The organism is Micromonospora sp. C28SCA-DRY-2 (assembly GCF_030519475.1).
Lineage (GTDB): Bacteria > Actinomycetota > Actinomycetes > Mycobacteriales > Micromonosporaceae > Micromonospora.
In genome coordinates, this window is the sequence record NZ_JAUMKD010000007.1 from 1 (window position 1) to 21,573 (window position 21,573).

Below are 21,573 nucleotides of genomic sequence, written 5' to 3' on the forward strand. Positions count from 1 at the left end.
CTCAGGGTGGTGGTGGTCAGGGGCGGTGGGTTTGGATGAGGAAGCGGCGGGCGTGGGCGGTGAAGGGGCCGTCGGTGCGGATGCGGTGGTGGAGGCGGGCCAACTGGGGGCGGTAGCGGTCGACGGTGAAGCCGGGGACGGTCCAGACCACCTTGCGCAGGAACCAGACCACCGCGGCGATGTCGTGGAACACCGTGCGCAGAGTCGCCTCGCGCAGGTCCACCACGGTCAGCCCGGCCGCCCGCGCGGCGGCCACCGCCTGCTCCGGATGGCGCTCGGCCGGTGGCGGCAGCGGCCCGAGGATCGCCTCGCTGAGCTCGCGGACCGTGCCGGGGCCGATCTGCTGGGACAGGAACGTCCCGCCCGGACGCAGCACCCGCGCCGTCTCGGCCCAGTCGGTGCGTACCGGGTGCCGGCTGACCACCAGGTCGAAGGTGGCGTCCCGGAACGGCAGCGGGGCGTCCGGGGTGACCGCGACGACGGTGGCGCCGACCCGGCGCAGCACCCGGCGGGCCACGAGCACGTTCGGCGGCCACCCCTCGGTGGCCACCAGCAACCGGGGCGGTTGCGGCACCTCGGCCAGCACCTCGCCGCCGCCGGTGTCCACGTCCAGCGCCGCGTCCGCCGTCGCCATCCGGGCCGCGACCAGGCGGGCGTACCCCCAGGGCGGGCGTTCCTCGGTGGCCCGGCCGGCCAGCCAGTCGAAGGCCCAGCCCTCGACCGGGGCGGCCGCCCCCTCGGCGAGCAGTTCCTCGAAGCTCGGGTCGGTGGTCATCCGGCCAGCCTGTCCGGCCGGGCCCGGCCGGGCAACGCAATTGCCGCCACCGGCCGGGTCGCCGACGCCGCCCCGCCGCCCGGCGAGGACCCGCGGGTCAGGAGCGCGGCGAAACGATCTCGACGGCACCCGGTCGCCCCGCTGAACGTGCCGGCCAGGTCGCCGGCGCCGCCCCGCCGGGCCCCGCCGCCCGGCGAGGACCCGCGGGTCAGGAGCGCGGCGAAACGATCTCCACCGTCGAGCCGGTCGCGCCGCTGAGCGCGTCGAACGTGGTCGGCTCGGTCCGCCGGCCGGCGTCGAACTGGCGCATCAGCCGGGCGCCGAGCCGTACCCCGATCCCGCCGACGGCGAGCGCGACCACCTCGGTCAGCAGCAGCACCACCGACGCGCCGCGCTGCGGCGCGTCCGCCCGGATCAGGCAGCCGATCAGGAACAGGCCGGCCATGGCCGTGTTCACCAGGTTGAAGGTGATCGCCGTCCGGCGGGTCCGGTCGCCCGGCACGTCCCACAGGTCGATCATGCCGGCGATCGCGGTCAGCCCGGCGGCCACCAGCGCGGCGACCGCCGTCCAGTAGCCGACCTCGCCGAGGAACGCGGGCCCGCCGAGGACGTCGGTCAGGTCGAAGACGGTCGCGCTGACGAAGAGCCCAAAGGGGAACGTCACCAGCATCGGTTGGATCGGGTGTCCCTGCACCCGCAGCCGGCTCTGCATGGGTCCTCCCCTGGTCCGCTGCTCAGCCCACCAGTCCAGGGTGCTACCCGGCCGCCAACCGGGTGAAACGACGCGGTCAGCCGCTCCGTTGCCGGGAGACCGTGCTGACCAGCCGCTCGGCCACCTCGCGCAGCGGAATGGACAGCGACGACGCGGCGCTGCGCAGCACCTCCAGCGCCTCCGGCGCCGGGCAGCCGCGCTGCGTCATGATCACCCCGATCGCCTGCCCGACCACCCCGTCGCCGAGCAGCGACGCGTCCCGCTCCCCGGCCAGCGCCGCCTGCCGGGCCCGGTCCCGGACGGCGGCCAGCAGCAGCCCGGCGTGCTCGGCCAGCAGCATGGCGGTGAGCTGGTGGCCGGTGGTGAGCGCGTCGGAGGCGCCGGCGTACAGGTTGATCGCGCCGATCACCTGCTCGTCCACGTCGACCGGCGCCGAGATCACCCCGTGGACGCCGAGGTCGCGTGCCCGCACCGTCCAGGTCGGCCAACGCCGCTCCCGGCCCAGGTGCTCGGAGCGGATCATCTCCCGGCGGCGGATCGCCTCCATGGCCGGGGTGTCCGGGCCGTGCCGCAGGTCGTCGAGGCCGGCCAGCCGGGCGTCCGAGGCGGCCACCCCGGCCGGCTCCCCGGCCCGCAGCGCGGTGAAGCCGCACCAGGTGACCCCGTCGACGGCGTCCCGGGTGATCCGCACCAGGGCGGTGAGCGCCGCGTCGAAGTCGTCCACGGCGATCAGGCCGGCGGTCAGCTCCCGCAGCAGCGCCGCGGTCTCCAGCACCCCGAGCGTCTCGACCGCCGGCACCCGCGTGTCCAGGTTCACCGGTCCACAGCCCCCGCCGCCCCCGAACCGCCAGCCGGTGCTGTCATCACCCGTGTCATCCTCTTGTTCTCCCGACTCTAGGGCCCCGGCCTACTACCCCGGCGAACATGGGTCGAAACGGCCTAAAGGGGGCCGCGGCCGGGCGCGCGGACGCGCCGGACGCGACCCCCGGGCCTCAGCGGGACGCGCCGGTGAGCCGCCGCCCGACCGAGGCGATCAGCCGGTCGAGCTCGGAGCCGAACGGGTTGTCGTGCACCAGGTACGTCCAGGTGGCGCTCGGCCGGACCAGCTTCGCCGCGTCCGGCTCCCAGTCCTCGTCGAACTCGGTCTCCTCGAACGTCGCGATGGTCCGCCTCTCGATCTCCGGGACCAGCTCGTTGAAGGCCGGCACCGCGGCCCGGTGGAACTCGTCGAGCGGGTCGAGCCGGCCGAGCGCGCGCAGGTGCACGCCCTCGCGTACCTCGGACAGCTCGGCCAGGTGGTCGGCCCAGAGCCGGTCGAGGTGGTAGAGGGCGATCGACCGGGCCACCCGGGCGAGCAGGTCCTCGTCCATCTCGCCGGCCTTGTCCGGCACCTTGTCCAGCAGCATCAGCGCCGCCACGTCGGTGGTCAGCAGCCGCTCGCGGCGCTCGGCGAGCGCCTTGCGCTGCTGCTCGATGACCACGCTGTAGCGCCAGGTGTTGCGGTGGATCTCGTGGTTGACGCCCTCGGCGACCCGCTGGGCGTGCTCCACGGCGTAGTCCACCAGCTCGTCGGTGACCAGACCGTCGGCGTTCATCCGCGGCGACGCCGGGACGGTGTCGCCGGCGTGCCGGACGACCAGGTCGTCCTCCAGGCTGACGAAGAAGACCGAGCCACCCGGGTCGCCCTGCCGGCCGGCCCGGCCGCGCAGCTGGTCGTCGACCCGGCGGCTGTCGTGCCGGCCGCTGCCGATCACGTAGAGGCCGCCGAGCTCGGCGACCCGGTCCCGGTCGGCCTGGTCACTGCCGCCGAGGCGGATGTCCACGCCCCGGCCGGCCATCTGGGTGGAGACGGTCACCGCGCCGTACGCGCCGGCCTCGGCGATGATCGCCGCCTCCTCGTCGTCGTTCTTGGCGTTGAGCACCACGCAGGGCACCCCGGCGGCGTTCAGGCCGGCGGCCAGCCCCTCGGACTCCTTGACGTCCAGCGTGCCGACCAGCACCGGCCGCCCGCGCTCGTGGTTGCGCTTGATCTCGTCGATCAGCGCCTCCTCCTTCTCGGCCCGGGTGGCGTAGATCCGGTCCGGCTCGTCCTCGCGGACGCACGGGGTGTTCGGCGGGATCACCGCGACCTCGAGGCCGAAGAACTCGCGCAGCTGGTCGCCGACCAGCACCGCGGTGGCCGTCATGCCGCACACCTTCGGGTAGAGCGCGATGTACGCCTGCACGGCGATGGTGCCCAGCACCTCGCCCTCGGCGGTGGCGTCCAGGCCCTCCTTGGCCTCCACCGCGGCCTGGAGCCCGTCCGGCCAGCGGCGGCGCTGGGCGACCCGGCCGCGCATCTCGTCGATCAGCTCGACCGACCCGTCCCGGACGATGTAGTCCACGTCGCGGTGCAGCAGGGCGTGCGCGTGCAGCGCCACGTTGACCGCGGAGAGCTGCTCGACGTGCTCCTCGTCGTAGAGGTCGAGACCGAGCTTGGCCTCCACGGCGGCCAGGCCGGCGGCGGTGAAGGCGACGCTGCGGCCGTCCTCGGCCACCGTGTAGTGCTTGCCCTTGCGCAGCCCGCGCACCAGGGCGGCGGCCGCGTGCACCGGGTCCTGCTCGCCGGGCACCGCGCCGGCCAGCACCATCGGCACCCGGGCCTCGTCGATCAGGATCGAGTCGGCCTCGTCGACGATCGCGGTGCGCAGCGCCGGCTGCACCCGGTCGGCGAGGTCGGTGACCAGCTGGTCGCGCAGGTAGTCGAAGCCGGCCTCGCTGACCGAGACGTAGGTGACGTCGCAGGCGTACGCGTCGCGGCGCTCCTGCGGGGTGGAGGCCTCGTTGACCCAGCCCACGGTGAGGCCGAGCAGGTGGTAGACCGGCTCCATCCACTGGGCGTCGCGGCGGGCCAGGTAGTCGTTGACGGTGAGCACGTGCACCGGGCCGTTGCCCAGCCGGACGTGCCCGTACGCGGCGATGGTGGCGGTGAGCGTCTTGCCCTCACCGGTGGCCATCTCGGCGACCTTGCCGGAGAGCAGCGCCATCGCGCCGAGCAGCTGCACGTCGTACGGCCGCTGGTCGAGGCCGCGGCGGGCGGCCTCGCGGCCGATCGCGCAGATCTCCTCGTAGCCCTCGGCCCGGCCGGCGGCCTCGGTCAGCTCGACGTCGTCGAGCGCCGACAGCTCCTCCTCGCGGGCCTCGATGGCCGGCAGCAGCTTCTCCAGCGGCGCCAGGTCGACCGTCGTTCCCGGGCGCTGGAGGAACCGGCGGAACCTGGTCTTCAACCGTTGCGACACACCCATGAGCGGCAACGGTACGCGACGCGGCTGACCTTGGGCGGCCCGCCCGGCCGCGGGGCGCGCCGCCCGTTTGCCGCGATCTTGCAGTCGTTGCCCCGACGAATGCGGCAGATGCCGCGGAACAGGGACCAGAACTGCAAGATCGCGGCGGGTCAGGGGGTTAGGACCACCTGGAGTTCCTGGCGACGCCGCTCGGCGAGGTCGGTGAGGAGGGTGGGGGCCTCCTCGAAGGGCACCACCGCCGAGACCAGGTGCTTGCGGATCAGGTCCCCGTACGCGCGCAGCAGGTCGATGGTGTCGGCGGAGAGCCGCTCCCGGTCCCAGGTGGGGGCGAGCCCGCGGGGCACCCGGCCGATCTGGGCGCAGCGCAGCGACAGCCCGTTGTGGTGGAACTCCTCGCCGAGCCGGACCGCGTCCGCGCCGGCCTGGTAGAAGGCCAGGTCGATCACGGTGCCCTGCGGGCGGAGCAGGCGCAGCGCCAGGTGCAGCGCCCAGGCCTGGCCCCGGCACTGGAACACCACGTCGGCGCCCCGGTCACCGGCGGTGTGCGCCCAGCGGGTCTTGAGCACCACCGCCGGGTCGTCGGCCTCCGGGTCGAGGGTCTCCAGGCCGAGCGCCTCGGCGACCTCCCGCCGCCGCGGGGTCGGGTCGAGCACCACCACCGAGGCGGCGCCGTGCCGGCGGGCGAACAGCGCGGTGAGCAGGGCCACCACCCCGCTGCCGACCACCGCCACCCGGCGCCCGCGCACCCCGTCGCCGAGCCCGCGCACGTCCGTGCCGTAGAGGTCGGCGGCGGCGTGCAGCAGGCCGTTGGCGCAGATCGGCCCCATGTGCGCGACGTAGACGCCGAGCAGCGGGTCCAGGTCGTCGGGGAGCGGGACGAACCGCTCGGCGAGCGGGTCGGCGACGTGGCCGGTGCGGTGCCCGTAGGTCATCGCGCCGACGGCGCCGACCTCGACCGCCGGGGTGGCGCTCTCCACCACCTCGGCCACCTGCATGTAGCCCAGCCGGGTGACCGGATACGGGGTGCTCGCCTCCCCGGGCTGGAACAGCCCCAGGTCCGCGTTCCAGGCGACGTTGAGGTACGGGTTGGTGCCCTTGACGTAGCTCAGCTCGGTGCCGGCGGAGACCCCGCTGAACAGCGTACGGACCCGGAAGGTGCCGGGGCGCAGCTCGGCGGCGTCCTGCTCGACCAGCTCCACCCGACCCGGGCCGGGCACCGTGACGACCTTGTCACGCATCGACCGTCACCCCCGTGCGCAGGGTCGCCGGGGCGGCCGGCGCGGCCAGCCGGACGGGAGTGCCGGTGCGGGCCGAGTCGGCCACCGCGACGGCCAGCCGCTGGGTGCCCAGCGCCTCGGCGTACGGGACCCGGATGTCGTCGCCGACCCCGCGCACCGCGTCGACGAACGCCCGGTCGACGGCGACCCGGGCGGCGTCCGGGTCGGCGGGGAACCGGCGCTCCCCGTCACCGTCCCGGACGACCAGGCCGTCCTCGGTCAGCGCCAGGGCCAGCCCGTCGGCGAGGATCTCCAGCCCGGCGCGGTGCTTCCAGCCGAGCACGCAGGCGGCGGTCAGCGTGCCGACCGCGCCGCTGCTGAAGCGCAGCGCGGCGGTGGTGACGGAGTCGATGTCCGCCCCGTCGACCGGGGGCGGTGTGCCGTCGGCGTACGCGGTCACCTCGCTCACCTCGCCGGCCAGCACCCGGATCAGGTCCAGCACGTGCGCGGCCTGCTCGACCACCGGGCCACCGGAGCGGTCCCGCCGCGACCACCAGGCCACCGGGGGGACCTTGTCCAGCCAGGCGCCGGCCACCATCCGCACCGGGCGGTCGGCCAGCAGGCGGCGGGCCTGCTCCACCACCGGCAGGTAGCGCCAGTGGTGCCCGACCGCGGTCCGCAGGCCGCGCCGGGCGACCAGCTCGCCGATCCGCTCGGCGGTGGCGAGGTCGACGGCGACCGGCTTCTCCACGAACATCGGCAGCCCGGCGGCGATCACCGCCTCCTCCGCCGGCCCGTGCGCGAACGGCGGGACGCAGACGTACACCGCGTCCGGCCCGGCGGCGAGCAGCTCCTCGACACCGGCGCAAACCCGCGTGTCGTACGCGGCGGCCAGCTCGGCGGCGGCCGCCGGCAGCACGTCGGTCACCCCGACCAGCTCCACGTCGGCGAAGCCGCTGAGCACCCGGGCATGGCGTTGCGCCACCCCACCGGCTCCTACCAGTCCCACCCGGCACGTGCGCATCCAAGCCCCTCCCACCCACTGTTCATGTCGTCGAGGTCAGCACTCCCCTCGGGTGGGCGCAATCAAACGTTCACGACCCGGGAACCCCCGCATGCCACGTTTGTGATCAGGCTGTCGGGGATGATCCGGTTAGCGCGTGGTGGGAAGTGGGAAAACCCTCCCTTGGATTTTCCGCCTCGATCAGGGGGTGCCTGTGCGGAATACGGAATCGACGGTTTCGCCGGTGGTGGAGGCGTGGGCCACCTACCGGACGACGTCAGCGGCCGACTGGCCGGCGCGGCGGCTGCTGCGCGCCAAGGGTGACACCCGGGTCAGCGTGGTGCTGCCGGCCCGCAACGAGGAAGCCACGGTCGGCGCCATCGTGTCGACCATCCGCGAGCACCTGGTGGACCGGGTGCCGCTGGTCGACGAGCTGATCGTGGTCGACTCCCGGTCGACCGACCGCACCGCACAGGTGGCCCGGGCGGCGGGCGCCGAGGTGGTCAGCCAGGACGCGATGACCCGGGGGCTGCCCCGGCTGACCGGCAAGGGCGACGCGCTCTGGGCCGGGCTCGCCGCCGCCGAGGGGGACGTGGTGGCCTTCATCGACGCCGACCTGCGGGAGTTCCGTCCGCACTTCGTGAGCGGGCTGATCGGCCCGCTGCTGACCGACCCGTCGGTCGACTTCGTCAAGGGGTTCTACCACCGGCCGCTGGTCGGTACGGCCGGGGTGGAGGCCGACGGCGGCGGCCGGGTGACCGAGCTGATGGCCCGGCCGCTGCTCAACCTGTTCTGGCCGGAGCTGGCCGGCTTCGTGCAGCCGCTGGCCGGCGAGTACGCCGGCCGCCGGGAGGTGCTGGAGCAGGTGCCCTTCGTCTCCGGCTACGGCGTGGAGACGGCCATGCTCATCGACCTGCTGGAGCTGGTCGGGCTGGACGCGCTGGCCCAGGTGGACCTCGGCGAGCGCAAGCACCGCCACCAGGACACCGCGGCGCTGGGCCGGATGTCGGCCCAGATCATGCTCACCGCGTGGTCGCGGTTGCAGCGGCGCGGCTGGGCCAGTCCCGGGGCGGTGCCCGCCGCGCTGCTCACCCAGTTCCGGCGGGGCGGCTCGGAGGCGCTGCCGAACCTGGAGCGGGAGATCGTGGTCAGCGACGTCTCCATCGAGGAGCGCCCGCCGCTGGCGCAGCTGCGGCACCGGGTGCCGCGTCGCCGGGTGGCGGCGGCGTGAGGCGCCGGTCGGCGGCGGCGAGCCCCGGTCCCCGCGCGGGACGGGGGGCGGCGCGATGAGCCTCACCGTGTTGATGAACGCCGGGCCCTGGCTGTCCGTGCCACCGCCCGGCTACGGCGGGATCGAGAACGTCGTCGCCACCCTGGTGCCGGAGCTGCGCCGGCTCGGCGTACGGGTGGTGCTCGCCTCGGTCGGGACCAGCAGCCTGCCGGTCGACGAGCTGGTGTCGGTCTTCCCGGACGGCCAGTTCGCCCAGCTGCAACGGCCGTACAACCAGGTCTGCGGCGTCGCCCAGGCGCACCTGGGCGGGGTGGTCCGGGCCCTGCGCTCGCGCGACGACATCGACCTGGTGCACGACCACGTGGAGGCGGTCGGGCTGGCCACCCTCGCCGCGATGGGCCCGGACGCCCCGCCCGCGCTGCACACCCTGCACTGGGACCTGGCCAAGCACCCGGCGCTCTACGGCACCTTCGACGGCGGCGACCGGGTCCGGGTCAACGGCGTCTCCGCCTCGCAGTTGGCCCGGGCGCCCGAGGCGCTGCGGGCGCACTCGGTCGGGCACGTGCACCTGGCCACCCCGCTGGCCGTCGGCGCCGACCGCCGACCGGCGGCGCGCAAGGGCGACTACGCGCTGATCCTCGGCCGGATCAACCCCGGCAAGGGGCAGGACCTGGGCGCCCGGCTGGCCCAGCAGGTCGGGGTACCGCTGGTGCTGGCCGGCCCGGTCGGGCCGTACCACCGGCCGGAGGATCTGGCCGCGGCCGGCGACGAGGCCCGGCAGAACCCGGACGTCCGGTTCTTCCTGGACGAGGTGGCCCCGCACGTGGACGGCGAGCTGGTCCGCTGGGTCGGCACGGTGGCCGGGCAGGAACGCGACGACCTGCTGGCCGCGGCCCGGGCCACGCTGTTCCCGCTGCGCTGGGAGGAGCCCGGCGGCACCGCGGTGGTCGAGTCGCTCGCGCTCGGCACGCCGGTGGTGGCGACCGCCCGGGGCTGCCTGCCGGAGCTGATCGAGCACGGCCGCACCGGGCTGCTCACCACCGACGAGGAGGAGCTGGGCGAGCTGCTGCTGGCGGCCAGCCTGCTCGATGGGCGCGAGTGCCGTCGGGAGGCCGCCGTGCGGTTCACCCCGGCGGTGATGGCGCGGGAGTACGTGCGCCTCTACGACCAGGTCCGTCAGCACGCCACCGCCCGCCGCCTGCAACCGGCCTGACAGTTGCGCGACGAGCACCGGCCGGGTCCCGCCACGCGGGGCCCGGCCGGACTGTTTGCCGGCCGCCGGAGCGGGTAGCCGGGCAGGGCTCTGCACCGCCGCACGGAGGGAGTCCGCGGTGACCGGTCCGATGGCGCACTCGCGCGCCCGATCCAACCCGGCCGACGGCAAGGCCCCGGTACGCCGGGCCGCCATCATCGTGTCCTGGGTCTTCGTTCTCGTCGGCCTGCTCGGGTTCGTGCCGGGCATCACCACCAACTACGGCGACCTGGGGTTCGCCGGCCACCAGTCGGAGGCGAAGCTGCTCGGCGTGTTCCAGGTCTCGGTGCTGCACAACCTCGTGCACCTGCTGTACGGGGTGGTCGGGCTGGCGCTGGCCCGGACCGTCGCCGGCGCCCGGACGTACCTGATCGGCGGTGGCGCGATCTACCTCGTGCTGTGGCTCTACGGCCTGGTGGTCGACCACGACAGCGGGGCGAACTTCATCCCGCTCAACATGGCCGACAACTGGCTGCACCTCTTCCTCGGCGTCGGCATGATCGCGCTGGGCCTGCTGACCACGCGCCGCACCGCCCGCCGCTGACGCGGCACCGCCCGGCCGCGGCGCCGACCATGGGCCACCACCGGCGACGACCACGTGACGGTCGTCGCGGGGGTGGCCCGCCCCGTTTGACCCGCCGCGCGCCCGGGTAGTTCGCAGTCCTGCGGACGAGACCCGAACGAGGGCGGAGATGTCGAGCCGGATCAGCTGCCAGGTGAGCGACGGGTCGCCGACCGTCGTCCGGCTCGGCGGCGACCTGGACCTGGTCACCATGCGCTCGGTGCACCGGGTACTGGACCGGTGCCTGGCCGCCCAGCCCGACGCGCTGGTGGTCGACCTCGCCGACGTCACCGTCCACGACCGGCTCGCCCTGTCCGTCTTCGCCGCCGCCGCCCGGCAGGCCGCCGACTGGCCGGCCGTGCCGCTGGTGCTCTGCGCCCCGTCCCCCGAGGCCGCCGCCTGGCTGGCCGAGTCGACCACCTGCCGGGTGGTGCCGGTCCGGCGGGACTGCGACGAGGCGGTCCGGGTCGCCGGCGCCGCGGCGGCGCCCCGGCTGCGGGCCCGGCTGGAGCCGGCGGCGGGGGCCTGCCGGCGCGCCCGCGAACTGGTCGCCGACGCCTGCGCCCGGTGGAGCCTGCCGGAGGCGGTCGGCCCGGCCTCGGTGGTGCTCTCCGAACTGGTCGGCAACGTGGTCCGGCACGCCGGCACACCCATGCAGGTCACCCTCACCCTGCGCCGGCCCTGGCTGCACCTGACGGTGGTGGACGGCAGCCCGGACGCCGCCCGGCCCGGCGACCCGGACCTGCGGGCCGAGGGCGGCCGGGGGCTGATGCTGGTACGCGAGCTGGCCCAGCGCTGGGGCAGCGTGCCGGCCGGGGACGGGAAGGTCGTCTGGGCCACCCTGCCCGCGAATTGACCGAAATTACCGCCTTCGCCTGGTTACATGGACGGAGCGGCGGGTAGCCACGCCCGTCCTTTCTGTCGTCATGGCGGGGTGAGAGTCAATGCCCAGACGGGTCACCACGGAACCCGGACGCGACCGCGGACCGGCCATCCTGGCCCCGGCCCGGTTCGGCGGCTACCCCGGACCGCTGCGCAAGCCGCTCCCGGGCGGCAAGCTGATCCGGTTCCTGGCCACCACCGACCACAAGCAGATCGGGCTGCTCTACCTGCTCACCTCGTTCCTGTTCTTCATCGCCGCCGGCATCGAGGCGATGCTGATCCGCGCCGAACTGGCCCGGCCGGGCCTGCAGTTCCTCTCCTCGGAGCAGTACAACCAGCTGTTCACCTCACACGGCGCCGTGATGCTGCTGCTCTTCGCCACCCCGGCGGCGTTCGGGTTCGCCAACTACATCGTGCCGATCCAGATCGGCGCCCCGGACGTGTCGTTCCCGCGGCTCAACGCCCTCGCGTACTGGCTCTACCTGTTCGGTGGCGTGATGGTGATCGCCGGTTTCCTGACCCCGCAGGGCTCCGCCGACTTCGGCTGGACCGCGTACACCCCGCTGAGCAGCGTGGAACACTCCCCCGGCGTCGGCGCCAACATGTGGGTGATGGGGCTGGTCATCTCCGGCCTGGGCACCATCCTCGGCGCGGTCAACCTGATCACCACGATCCTGACCCTGCGCGCGCCCGGCATGACCCTGTTCCGGATGCCGATCTTCACCTGGAACATGCTCTTCACCAGCGTCCTGGTGATCCTGGTGTTCCCGCTGCTCGCCGCGGCGCTGCTGGCGCTGTCGGCGGACCGGCTGCTCAACGCGCACGTCTACGACCCCGGCACCGGTGGGCCGATGCTCTGGCAACACCTGTTCTGGTTCTTCGGCCACCCCGAGGTGTACATCATCGCGCTGCCGTTCTTCGGCATCATCACCGAGATCATCCCGGTCTTCTCCCGCAAACCGATCTTCGGCTACACCGGTCTGGTGCTCGCCACCATCGCCATCACGGTGCTGTCGATGACCGTGTGGGCGCACCACATGTTCGCCACCGGGCAGGTGCTGCTGCCCTTCTTCAGCATCCTCAGCTACCTGATCGCGGTGCCCACGGGGGTGAAGTTCTTCAACTGGATCGGCACCATGTGGAAGGGACAGATCACCTTCGAGACGCCGATGCTGTTCGCGATCGGCTTCCTGGTGACGTTCCTGCTCGGCGGGCTCACCGGGGTGCTGCTGGCCAGCCCGCCGGCGGACTTCCACACCCACGACACCTACTTCGTGGTGGCGCACTTCCACTACGTGGTCTTCGGCACCGTGGTGTTCGCGCTCTTCGGCGGCTTCTACTTCTGGTGGCCGAAGATGACCGGTCGGCTGCTCGACGAGCGGCTCGGCAAGGTGCACTTCTGGACCATGTTCATCGGCTTCCACGGCACCTTCCTGGTGCACCACTGGCTCGGCAACGAGGGCATGCCCCGCCGGTACGCCGACTACCTGCCCAGCGACGGGTTCACCGCGCTGAACACCATCTCCAGCATCTTCGCGTTCGTCCTCGGCATCTCGACGCTGTTCTTCATCTGGAACGCCTGGAAGTCCTGGCGTTACGGCGCGATGGTGACGGTGGACGACCCGTGGGGCTTCGGCAACTCGCTGGAGTGGGCGACCACCTGCCCGCCGCCACTGCGCAACTTCGACCGGATGCCCCGGATCCGCTCCGAGCGGCCGGCCTTCGACGCCAAGTACGGCCCGCTCGTCGCCGACCTCGGCCGGGACCTGCCGCAGCGCACCACCAAGCCACCGCAGGGCTTCCGCGACGAGATGCACCGGGAGACGCACCTGCCCGAGTCGCCGGCCGCCGAGGGCGCGCACGGCGCGCGGGAGGCGGTCGCCTACCAGCCGGCCCCGCAGTCCGGCGCCCGGCCGGTGGACGTGCCGGAGCCCGGCGACGTGCGCCGGCCCAGCTTCGAGCAGACCGACGAGCCGGAGGAGACGCACCTCGGCGCGCAGCGGGCACCGCAGCCCAACGACGAGTGGCGGCACCCGCGCGGGTCCGGCGACACCCGGGAGAACTGACCGCGCACCGACGCAGGGGGCCGGCGCGTCAGCGCCGGCCCCCTGCGTCGTCGTCCTTCGCGCCGTCAGCCGTCCCGGCCCGGCGCCAGGCCGGCGGCGGTGAGCGAGCGGCGTACCGCGGGCTGGACCCGGGTCAGCCGCAGCGGCACCCCGGTACGCGCGGCCGCCTCCCGGCCGGCCATCAGCGCGGCGATCCCGCCGGCGTCGAAGCCGCCCGCGCCGACCAGGTCCACCACCACCTCGGCCGGCTGGCCGGTGACCGCCTCCAGCATGGCCCGGCGCAGCTGGTCGGCGCCGTCCCGGTCGACCTCCCCGCCGACCTCGACCACCACCCGGTCGCCGTTCTGCTTCACCGAGATCCGGGTGCGGCCGGGATCCGGCTCGGCGGCGCCGTTCTGCCAGGGCGGCGGCGCGTCGGCCAGCATCGCCTGGCGCAGCCAGGTCAGCGCCCGGGACAGCAGCCGGGAGACGTGCATCTGGGAGATGCCGAACCGGGCGGCGATCTCGGCCTGCGTCTGGTTGCCGTAGAAGCGCATGGCCAGGATCCGCCGCTCCCGCCAGGGCAGCCGGTGCAGCAGCCCGCTCACCGTCACCCGGTCGTCGACGGATTCCAGCGCGTTGTCCGACTCCCCCACCAGGTCGCCGAACTCGGCGGAGCTCTCCCCGCCGACCGGCGCGTTCAGCGACGCCGGGCTGTAGCCGGCGGCCGACTCCAGCGCGGCGAGGATCTCCTCCTCCGGGGTCTCCAGCCGGGCGGCCAGCTCCGCCACCGTCGGCGCCCGGGACAGCTCGCTGGTCAGCGCCGCGGTGGCCTGCCCGACCTCCAGGATCAGGTCGCGCAGCCGGCGGGGTACGTGCACGCCCCAGGTGCGGTCCCGGAAGTGCCGCTTGATCTCGCCGACGATGGTGATCGCCGCGTACGCGGTGAACGAGCCCCGTTCCGGGTCGTACCGGTCGACCGCGTTGACCAGTCCCAGCCGGGCGACCTGCTCCAGGTCCTCCAGCGGCTCGCCCCGCCCCCGGTAGCGGCGGGCCAGCCGGCCGGCGAACGGCAGGGCGAACCGGACCAGGTCGTCGCGGGCCTCCTGCCGCCGCTCCGGTGGCAGTCCCTCGATCCGCGCCGCGTACGCCATCGCCGCCGCGTCGAGGTCCTCCAGACCCCGGTCGGTGGGTGGTGGTGTGGTCGTGCCGGTCTGTCCGAACATCCGCGCCTCCCTCAGGAAGGTCCCCCGCCCGGATTTGGGAAACCGGTCGTGCGCGTGGCCGCACCACGCACCGGGCCGGAAGTGGGTTACGTGACTGGGGTGCCAGCGGGCGCCGCACTACGCGGCGTGATCAGGCCGTCGCAGCCAGCGGTGTTCCCGCTCCGTAGGTACTCAATCACGGGATCCCCGGTTCGCGAGGATGTTTCGCCGGGCCCGCCTCAACAGACCAGCAGGCCGTGCTGGGTGCCGCTGTCCCGGAGCGCGGCGAGCGCCACCGGCACGGCCAGCGGCGGCGGTACCGGCAGGTCGTACGGCTGGGCCCGGAGCACCTCGGTGGCCCGCCGGGTGGGTACCGTGGTGACCGGGTAGCCGCGCGCGGTCGGCCGGTCCAGCGCGCGCCGGCGACGGCCGAACCCGGCGACCGCGAGCCACTGCGGCAGCCCGGCCAGCGCCGGCGAGCGGACGCCGGGCGGCTCGGGCAGCACGTCCACCGAGCTGAACGGCTCGCTGCCGGCCAGCCACCACTCCGCCCCCTCGACGCTGCGCCGGGTGGCGTTCTCGCACCAGTACGGCACCAGGCCGGCGCGGACCACCTGCCACGGGTCGAGCAGCCGGCCGCACTCGACCACCAGCCGGTCGCCGGTCTTGCCGGCGGCGCGCAGCCAGCCGCGGTACAGGTCGGCGGTGGCCGCGCTGAGCGCCTCCGGCCGGGGGAACAGCACCCGGTGCAGCGGATGCCCGTGCCGGCCGGTCCACTCCCGGGTGCTGAGCTCGAAACCGGACTCCACGACGTGTTCGGCGTAACCGGTCGGCGAGGTGACCTCCGGCGGCTCCCAGTGCGCGCCGTCCCCGCCGGCCGAGCGGAGCACCTGGCGCAGCGCGTGGCTGTCCGGGTGGAAGTCCACCGGGTCCAGCCCGCTGGCCGGGCAGCCGACCTGGAAGCTGTGCCCGGGGGCGGAGTCGAGCACCGGCCAGGTCCGCGCGTCGCGCAGCAGCAGCACCGGCGCGCCCGGCGCCAGCCGGTCGGCCAGGAACCGCCGGTACGCCTCCGGCAGCGCCTGCCACCGGGCCGTCAGCGCCACCGTCGCGCCGGCCAGCGCACCCCGGCTGGCCGGGCAGTGCACCTGGCGTACGTGCAGGTCGGTGTTGCCGGCGAGCAGCCGGGCGGCGAGCGCGGCGCCGTGGTCCAGGGCGGCCCGCGGCCGGTCCACCGCGCCCTGCGCCCAGTGCACGGTCATCTCGAATCCGGTGGGCAGCCAGGGCACGCCCAGCGCGACCGCGAGGTGCGCCGCCGCACCGTGCGGCGAGCCGACCAGCACCCCCGGGTAGCGCCGGCGCGGGTACTGGTCGACGAACCACGCCGCCACCCGGTCCGCTTCCACCTCCGCCGTCTGCCCGCAGGTCAGCGCGACCCGGCCGGCGGCCCGGTTGGCCGCCGCCCGGCGGACCGGCTCGGGGGCGCCGGTGAACCGGGACAGCGGGCCGATGTGCCCCAGGTCGGCGCAGTCCACCCCGCGCAGCGCCCGGGCGGTGGCGCCGACCAGGATCCGCGCGGCGCTGCCGGGCGCCACGACCCGGTCGCCGGCCAGCCCGGCGCCCTGGGCCGTGAGCCCCTCGCGCACCTTGCGCACCGGCCCCACCTTGCCTCGATCGCTCACCACGCGGCCCGGCTTCCCGTCCCGATGCGGTTCAAACGGGGCATCCCCCACCGGGCGGGAGCAATCCGGTGATCTTCCGGCCCTTCGCCGTCCCGGACCGTTGGCCCCCTCCCGGCCCGCGCGTCCCGGCTGGGCCGGCCCGACTCGGTCGTCCCGGGTGGGCGCGGCGTCCCGCGGGTTTCGGACCGGCCGGGACGGGCACTTCACCGCCCATGCGCGAGGACCAGCACACTCCCCCGGCGGCCACGATCACCCCGTACCAGGACGGCCCACTGCTGGTGCGGGGCGACTTCGCCCTGGTCACCCCGGACGGGCAGACCATCGACGCGCGACGCGGCACGGTCGCCCTGTGCCGCTGCGGCAAGTCGGCCCTCAAGCCCTTCTGCGACGGCACCCACAAGGCCGTCGGCTTCCGCGCCGGCACCAACCGCGAGAGCTGACCACCCCGTCGATCGTGAAGTTGTTGTCGGCCGGCACGGCGTGTCGGGTCACCAACTTCATGATCAGCGGGGCGGTCAGGCCACCGCGGTGAGCGAGGATGGGGTGGTGGGGGCGGAGAGGGTGCGGGTGGGGTTCGCGGGGGTGCGGGGGGTACGCAGGGAGCTGCGACCGGCGGCCCAGGCGTCCAGCACGTACGCGGCGAAGAGCCGGTCCACCGCCAGCGCGGCGGCCGCGCCGAAGACCACGTCCGGCGCCAGCGCCGGCTCCACCTCTACCAGCCCCCCGCACAGGTCGTGCGCGGCGATCTGCTCGTGCACCGCGTCCGCCTCGACGTGCTCGTCGTAGAAGCGGGTGGCCACCTCGTCCAGGCCCAGCCGGCGCAGCCCGTTGCCGTAGCGGCGGTTCGGCAGCGACGAGGTCATCTCGTAGGCCGCCAGGTGCCCGAGCAGCGCCCCGCGCAGCCGGCGGTGCAGACCGAACAGCGACATCAGGTTGTTGGTGGCCAGGGTGACCGCCGGCACCGCGTCCAGGTGGGCGGCGTACCCGGTGTCCAGGCCGAGCCGGGCCATGGTGGTGCGGAACAGCTCGGCGTGCATCCGGTCCAGCCGCCCGTTGCCGTACTCGTCCATCTGGATCTCCACCAGGGCGGCCTTGGCCGGGCCGCCGAGGCGGGGCAACGCCCAGCTGTGCGGGTCCGCCTCCCGCAGGTGGTAGACCGAGCGGTGGGTGACGAACTCGCGGAACTGCGCCAGGGTGGCCCGCCGCTGCAGGTGCGCGGCGAGCGACGGCCCGTCGTCCGCGGCGACCACGTCGGCCAGCGCCGCCGGGACCCCGGCGGGCAGCACCGCCGGCAGCGGGCCGACCAGCCGGCGCACCGCCGCCTCGAACACCCGCTCGGCGGACGACCGCAGCGCCAGCAGCGACGGCTGCCACTCCCAGTCGTCGGCGACGTCCCGCCAGCCCCGGTAGTGCGTCTCGTAGCAGAGGAAGAGGGTGAGCTGGAGGTCCTCGTCGGTCAGCGGGTCGGCCGGGTCCAGCGCCGCGGCGAGGTCGTCCGGCAGGTCGTGCGGCGGGCGCCGCAGCGCGTCGAGCACCGCCGCCGACACGGGTCCGCGCGGGTTCGGCAGGGGCGCGGGGCCGTACCGCCGGTCAACGGACTCGGACAAGGTCACCTCCAGCATCGAACTGAGGATCACCAGTTGCCCAGGCAGGCTGCCGCTAAACGAGATCCTCCGCCTCCACGGCCACCCCGGCCGCCAGCATCCGGTCGCGGACCCGGCGCGCGGCGTCGCCCTCGGCGAAGACACCGCGCAGGTCGGCGAAGGCCGGCTCGGGCGGCGCCAACGGCACCCCCGGGTCCACCACCGCCTCCAGCACGCAGGGGCGGTCCGCGGCCAGCGCCTCGTCCCAGGCCGCGCCGACCAGCTCCGGCCGGTCCACCCGGACGCCGTGCAGCCCGAGCAGCCGGGCCCAGCCGGCGTACGGCACGTCGGGCCGGCGCTGGGACACATCGGACGTCGGCTGCCGGCCGCCCCCCATCCCGGACTGGTCGCGGTTGTTGAGCACCAGCACCACCAGCCGCGGGTCGGACCAGCGCGACCAGTGGTGGGCGACGGTGATCAGCTCGGCCAGGCCGTTGAGCTGCATCGCCCCGTCGCCGACCAGCGCGATCACCGGCTGGTCGGGGGCGGCGAGCTTGGCCGCCACCGCGTACGGCAGGGCGCAGCCCATCGAGCCGAGGGTGCCGCACAGCTGGGCGTTGACCCCCGGGGGCAGTTCCAGGTGCCGGGCGTACCAGTAGATGACCGAGCCGACGTCGACGGCTATCGACCCGGCCCGCGGCACCCGGGCGGAGAGTTCGTGCAACACCAGCTGCGGGTTGACCGGCTCGGCCGGCGCGCCGGCCCGGTCCGCCGCCTCGGTGCGCCAGCGGTCGACCGAGCGCTCGACGGTGGCCCGCCACCCCTGGTTCGGGTCGTTGCGCACCCGGGCGAGCAGCGCGCGCACGGTCTCCGCGGCATCGCCGACCAGCGGCACGTCCACCGGGTAGCGGGTGCCGATCCGGCGGCCGTCGAGGTCGATCTGCACGGTGCGGACCTGGCCGGCCATCGGGAAGTAGTCGGTCCACGGGTCGTTGGTGCCGATCAGCAGCAGGGTGTCGCAGCCGCCCATCAGCTCGGCGCTGGCCGGCGTGCCGACCTCGCCGAGCACGCCGGTGTGGAAGGGTAGCCGCTCGTCGAGCACCGGCTTGCCGAGCAGCGAGGTGGCCACCCCGGCGCCGAGCCGGTCGGCGAGCGCGACGATCTCGTCGGCCGCGCCCCGGGCGCCCTGCCCGACCAGGATGGCCGGGCGCTGCCCGGTGCCGAGCAGCTGCGCGGCGGCGTCCAGGTCCACCTCGTGCGGCAGCACCCGGGCCAGCGGCTCGCCCGGGGTGGCGGTGACCACCCCGGCCGCCTGCGGCTGCAGGTCGGGCACGGCGATCTCCTGCAACTGCCGGGGCAGCACCACGCAGACCGGGCTGCGGGTCGCCGCGGCGGTGCGGAACGCCTGGTCGAGCAGGGCCGGCACCTGCTGGGGCGTACGGGCGTAGCCGACGAACTGGTTGCACACGTCGCCGAAGAGCCGGCTCAGCCCGATCTCCTGGTGCGCGCCGCCGAGCGGGCCGGAGATGTCCTCCCCGACGATGGCCACCACCGGCTTGCTGTCCAGCTTCGCGTCGTAGAGCCCGTTGAGCAGTTGCACCGCGCTCGGCCCCTGGGTGGCCAGGCAGACGCCGATGCCGCCGGTGAACTTGGCGTGCCCGGTGGCCATGAACGAGGCGGTCTCCTCGTGCCGGGCCGGCACGAACGCCGGGTCCCCGCCGGCCGCGTCCAGCGCGTCGACCACCGGCGCGATGGCCGCACCGGGATAGCCGAAGGCGCGCGGTACCCGCCACGCGCGCAACCGCTCGACCACCAGGTCGGCGACGGTGCGCTCAGCCATTGCCCCGCCCGGGGGTGCTCGCGTCCGCGTAGCGCAGCACCGCGCCCACCCCGTCGACCAGCTCCGGGGCCTCGTCCGGGCCGAGCACGGTGAGCTCGGCGTCGGTGCCGACCAGCGCGCGCACCAGCGCGGCGTCGGCGCGGACCTTGGCCGGGTCGGTCACCGACATCGCGTTCAGCTCACCCGGGTCGGTGGCGATCTCGGTGGGCTCCGGGCCGATCCACAGCTCCCCGGTGGCCGACGGGTCGTCCACGATCAGCATGTTCTCCACCTGGTTGCGCTGCAGGGCGGAGACCACGGCGTCCAGCCCGGCCCCCACGTCCTCCTGCATGCCGAACCGGTCCAGCGTGGCGCTGATCCGCTGGTCGGCCACCTCGGCGATGGTCTGCACGGTGAGGTCGTCCAGCAGGGTCTGGTCGGCACCGGCGGCCCGGGAGCCGGCGTCGGTGCGCACCACCGCGTCCTGCCAGCGGTTCGGCATCTGGGCGGCGATCATCCCGGTGGCCCGGACGTCGCCGGCCACCACCAGCACCTCGGCGCCGACCTTCTCGGCCAGCTCGACGGCCGCCGCGGTGACGTCGCCGGCGTTGTGGTGCCAGGCCTCCATCGCGGCCCGCTGGTAGCGGGACTGGGACCAGCCGCCCGGCTGCACCCGGCGCAGCTGGTGGGTCTCCCGCCCGGCGACGTGCGAGCGGCGGGGCACCCCGCCGGCGCTGATCGCCATCGCGTCCGCGCCGGTGCGGTCGGCCAGCACCCGTACCCAGGCGACCTGCTCGCCGCGCTGGGCGAGCAGCGGCATCACGTGCGGCAGCGCGGAGAACGCGGCCAGGTCGCGCAGCGGCGGGGCCGACAGGTACTCGGAGAGCACCACCCGGCCCCGGGTGGCGAAGATCGCGAGCCCGTAGTCCCCGGCCATCGGATCGTGCCCCCGGACCACCCGTTCCACGGCGTCGATACTCGCCACGTCGGCGCGCTGCCGCTGGAGTTCGTCGCGCAGCGCGCGCCAGCGCAGGTCGAGCGCCGGGTGGGCGTCCTCGGTGTTGGCCGAGGCGTCCAGGTAGACCGAGCACCACGGCCCGGGTCGGTCGTAGAGCGGGCGCAGGAAGGACAGCTGCATGCTCGACCCCTTTCCAGCTCGGCCCTGCGCTTACCCGCGCGACCGCGGTTGTCACCTGGCCGGTGAGCGGGCGTGACCCGGGTTCATTCACGTCGTTCAACCTGCGCGGACCGATACCATCAGTGAACGGAACCGGACTCTGGGTGGTGGGGATGGACAGCGACCTGCATATCCGGCGGATCGTCCACCCGACGGAGCGGATCGTCACCGGCCGGGTGGTCCGGCTCATGGACGGCTACGCGCGGGAGCTGAAGGTGGGCCAGCCGGTGCTGGTCGCCGTGCTCGCCGCGGCCGGGGTGGCCGGGCTGCTGGTGGCGCTGGTCCGGGCGCTGCTCTCGATCGGCTCCGGCGGCAGCCGGCGGGCGTTCAAGGACCTGCGCAAGGGCCCGGAGTACCTGGTCACCCCCCTGCGGATCCGGGACACGGTCGGCCAGCTCTGCGAGGTGGAGCTGCACGGGCACCTGCCGCAGAGCGCGCTGCACCCGGCGGACCACGTCCAGTTGACCCTGCGCCGGCAACGCGACCCCGACCTGCCGCCGAAGGTGGAGCGGATCGTCAACCTCACCACGGGGCAGCTGCTCACCCCGCGTACCGCGACCCTCTGGTCACACCTGGGCCCGCCGCTGCTGCTCCAGGCGGCGCTCGGCGCGCTGCTGGTCGCCGCGCTGCTCGCCTGGTCCGCGCTGACCTGACCCCGGACCAGCCGGCCGGATCGGCCGGCGGTCTCAGCCGACCGGGGTCGGGGTGCGGGTCGGCCCGGCGGCGGTGCGCAGCATCCCCCGCCGGTGCGCCCAGCGCTCGAAGGCGATCGTGGCGAACGGCGGCACCGCGCAGGCCAGCGCGACGAGGGTGGCCGGCCAGCTCCACCGGTGCAGCCGGGCGACGACGGCGACCAGGGCGACGTACGCGACGAACAGCCCGCCGTGGATCGGCCCGAAGATCTGCACCCCGATCTCGTTGCCGGGCGGGCCGTACTTGACGGCCATGCCGGCCAGCAGCCCCGCCCAGGAGCACGCCTCGGCGATCGCGGCCGCCACGAAGAGCCGGGTCAGCCGGGTACGCAGGGTGGGATCAGCGGTCACGGCGAGCCATGCTACCCGGCGCCCCACCGGGCCGGACCGGCCGCACCGGCGGTGCCGGCGGAACCCGTGCCGGATTAACACCCGTCCGGTACGGGAAAGGACCG

The 21,573-nt window shown here is 74.7% G+C and carries 19 protein-coding genes; 7 read left to right on the plus strand and 12 right to left on the minus strand.

Annotated elements, in window-relative coordinates; translation table 11 throughout:
• Positions 1 to 16: 16 nt before the first annotated feature.
• The 6 genes from Q3W71_RS24455 to Q3W71_RS24480 form a co-directional block, all read right to left on the minus strand.
• A complete protein-coding gene (locus Q3W71_RS24455; RefSeq protein WP_302921795.1) occupies positions 17 to 775 on the minus strand; it encodes a class I SAM-dependent methyltransferase in 759 nt (252 codons plus the stop codon).
• A 208-nt stretch (positions 776 to 983) separates the two neighbouring features.
• Positions 984 to 1,487, minus strand: a complete 504-nt coding sequence (locus tag Q3W71_RS24460) for a DUF2231 domain-containing protein (protein WP_302921796.1) — start codon at positions 1,485 to 1,487, stop codon at positions 984 to 986.
• A gap of 76 nt (positions 1,488 to 1,563) precedes the next feature.
• Entirely contained in the window at positions 1,564 to 2,304 is a 741-nt protein-coding gene (locus Q3W71_RS24465; protein WP_302921797.1) for a GAF and ANTAR domain-containing protein, read from the minus strand.
• A 175-nt stretch (positions 2,305 to 2,479) separates the two neighbouring features.
• Positions 2,480 to 4,771 carry an accessory Sec system translocase SecA2 gene (gene secA2, locus Q3W71_RS24470; protein ID WP_302921798.1) on the minus strand — a complete coding sequence of 764 codons (2,292 nt, stop codon included), beginning with the start codon at positions 4,769 to 4,771 and terminating at the stop codon, positions 2,480 to 2,482.
• 149 nt (positions 4,772 to 4,920) lie between these two features.
• A complete protein-coding gene (locus Q3W71_RS24475; protein ID WP_302921799.1) occupies positions 4,921 to 6,009 on the minus strand; it encodes a zinc-binding dehydrogenase in 1,089 nt (362 codons plus the stop codon).
• On the minus strand, positions 6,002 to 7,012 hold the full coding sequence (locus Q3W71_RS24480; protein WP_302921800.1) for a Gfo/Idh/MocA family protein: 1,011 nt from the start codon (positions 7,010 to 7,012) through the stop codon (positions 6,002 to 6,004). Before Q3W71_RS24480 ends, Q3W71_RS24475 begins: the two co-directional genes overlap by 8 nt.
• Positions 7,013 to 7,238: 226 nt before the next feature.
• Here Q3W71_RS24480 and Q3W71_RS24485 point away from each other — a divergent pair, with 226 nt between their 5' ends.
• The 5 genes from Q3W71_RS24485 to ctaD all read left to right on the plus strand — a co-directional run bounded on the left by Q3W71_RS24485 (position 7,239) and on the right by ctaD (position 12,984).
• Positions 7,239 to 8,222, plus strand: coding sequence for a glucosyl-3-phosphoglycerate synthase (locus Q3W71_RS24485; RefSeq protein WP_302922077.1), 984 nt, complete (start codon positions 7,239 to 7,241; stop codon positions 8,220 to 8,222).
• 55 nt (positions 8,223 to 8,277) lie between these two features.
• Entirely contained in the window at positions 8,278 to 9,435 is a 1,158-nt protein-coding gene (locus Q3W71_RS24490) for a glycosyltransferase (protein WP_302921801.1), read from the plus strand.
• A gap of 130 nt (positions 9,436 to 9,565) precedes the next feature.
• Entirely contained in the window at positions 9,566 to 10,018 is a 453-nt protein-coding gene (locus Q3W71_RS24495; RefSeq protein WP_302922078.1) for a DUF4383 domain-containing protein, read from the plus strand.
• A 148-nt stretch (positions 10,019 to 10,166) separates the two neighbouring features.
• Positions 10,167 to 10,892, plus strand: a complete 726-nt coding sequence (locus Q3W71_RS24500) for an ATP-binding protein (RefSeq protein WP_302921802.1) — start codon at positions 10,167 to 10,169, stop codon at positions 10,890 to 10,892.
• 88 nt (positions 10,893 to 10,980) lie between these two features.
• On the plus strand, positions 10,981 to 12,984 hold the full coding sequence (ctaD, locus tag Q3W71_RS24505; protein ID WP_302921803.1) for a cytochrome c oxidase subunit I: 2,004 nt from the start codon (positions 10,981 to 10,983) through the stop codon (positions 12,982 to 12,984).
• A gap of 65 nt (positions 12,985 to 13,049) precedes the next feature.
• On the opposite strand, the gene Q3W71_RS24510 is transcribed toward ctaD, so the two are convergent.
• Positions 13,050 to 14,189, minus strand: coding sequence for a SigB/SigF/SigG family RNA polymerase sigma factor (locus Q3W71_RS24510; protein WP_302921804.1), 1,140 nt, complete (start codon positions 14,187 to 14,189; stop codon positions 13,050 to 13,052).
• 218 nt (positions 14,190 to 14,407) lie between these two features.
• On the minus strand, positions 14,408 to 15,811 hold the full coding sequence (locus tag Q3W71_RS24515) for a hypothetical protein (protein ID WP_302922079.1): 1,404 nt from the start codon (positions 15,809 to 15,811) through the stop codon (positions 14,408 to 14,410).
• Positions 15,812 to 16,059: 248 nt separating this feature from the next.
• Here Q3W71_RS24515 and Q3W71_RS24520 point away from each other — a divergent pair, with 248 nt between their 5' ends.
• Complete coding sequence (locus Q3W71_RS24520; RefSeq protein WP_302921805.1) at positions 16,060 to 16,287, plus strand: CDGSH iron-sulfur domain-containing protein; 228 nt, start codon at positions 16,060 to 16,062, stop codon at positions 16,285 to 16,287.
• Between the two features lie 75 nt (positions 16,288 to 16,362).
• Here Q3W71_RS24520 and Q3W71_RS24525 read toward each other — a convergent pair whose 3' ends face one another.
• From Q3W71_RS24525 to Q3W71_RS24535, 3 genes are read right to left on the minus strand one after another with little or no spacing between them, the layout of a single operon-like run.
• Positions 16,363 to 17,454 carry an iron-containing redox enzyme family protein gene (locus tag Q3W71_RS24525; protein WP_302922080.1) on the minus strand — a complete coding sequence of 364 codons (1,092 nt, stop codon included), beginning with the start codon at positions 17,452 to 17,454 and terminating at the stop codon, positions 16,363 to 16,365.
• A gap of 52 nt (positions 17,455 to 17,506) precedes the next feature.
• Positions 17,507 to 19,270 (minus strand): thiamine pyrophosphate-binding protein, encoded by a 1,764-nt coding sequence (locus Q3W71_RS24530; protein ID WP_302921806.1) that lies wholly within the window; start codon positions 19,268 to 19,270, stop codon positions 17,507 to 17,509.
• A complete protein-coding gene (locus Q3W71_RS24535; protein WP_302921807.1) occupies positions 19,263 to 20,387 on the minus strand; it encodes a Vms1/Ankzf1 family peptidyl-tRNA hydrolase in 1,125 nt (374 codons plus the stop codon). Before Q3W71_RS24535 ends, Q3W71_RS24530 begins: the two co-directional genes overlap by 8 nt.
• Before the next feature lie 143 nt (positions 20,388 to 20,530).
• On the opposite strand from Q3W71_RS24535, the gene Q3W71_RS24540 reads away from it, so the two are divergent.
• Positions 20,531 to 21,079 (plus strand): hypothetical protein, encoded by a 549-nt coding sequence (locus Q3W71_RS24540; RefSeq protein WP_302922081.1) that lies wholly within the window; start codon positions 20,531 to 20,533, stop codon positions 21,077 to 21,079.
• Positions 21,080 to 21,112: 33 nt separating this feature from the next.
• Here the strand turns inward: Q3W71_RS24540 and Q3W71_RS24545 are convergent, their stop codons facing one another.
• The gene (locus Q3W71_RS24545) at positions 21,113 to 21,469 is read right to left on the minus strand and encodes a DUF3817 domain-containing protein (protein WP_302921808.1); all 357 of its coding nucleotides are present in this window, start codon (positions 21,467 to 21,469) and stop codon (positions 21,113 to 21,115) included.
• Between the last annotated feature and the right edge of the window lie 104 nt (positions 21,470 to 21,573).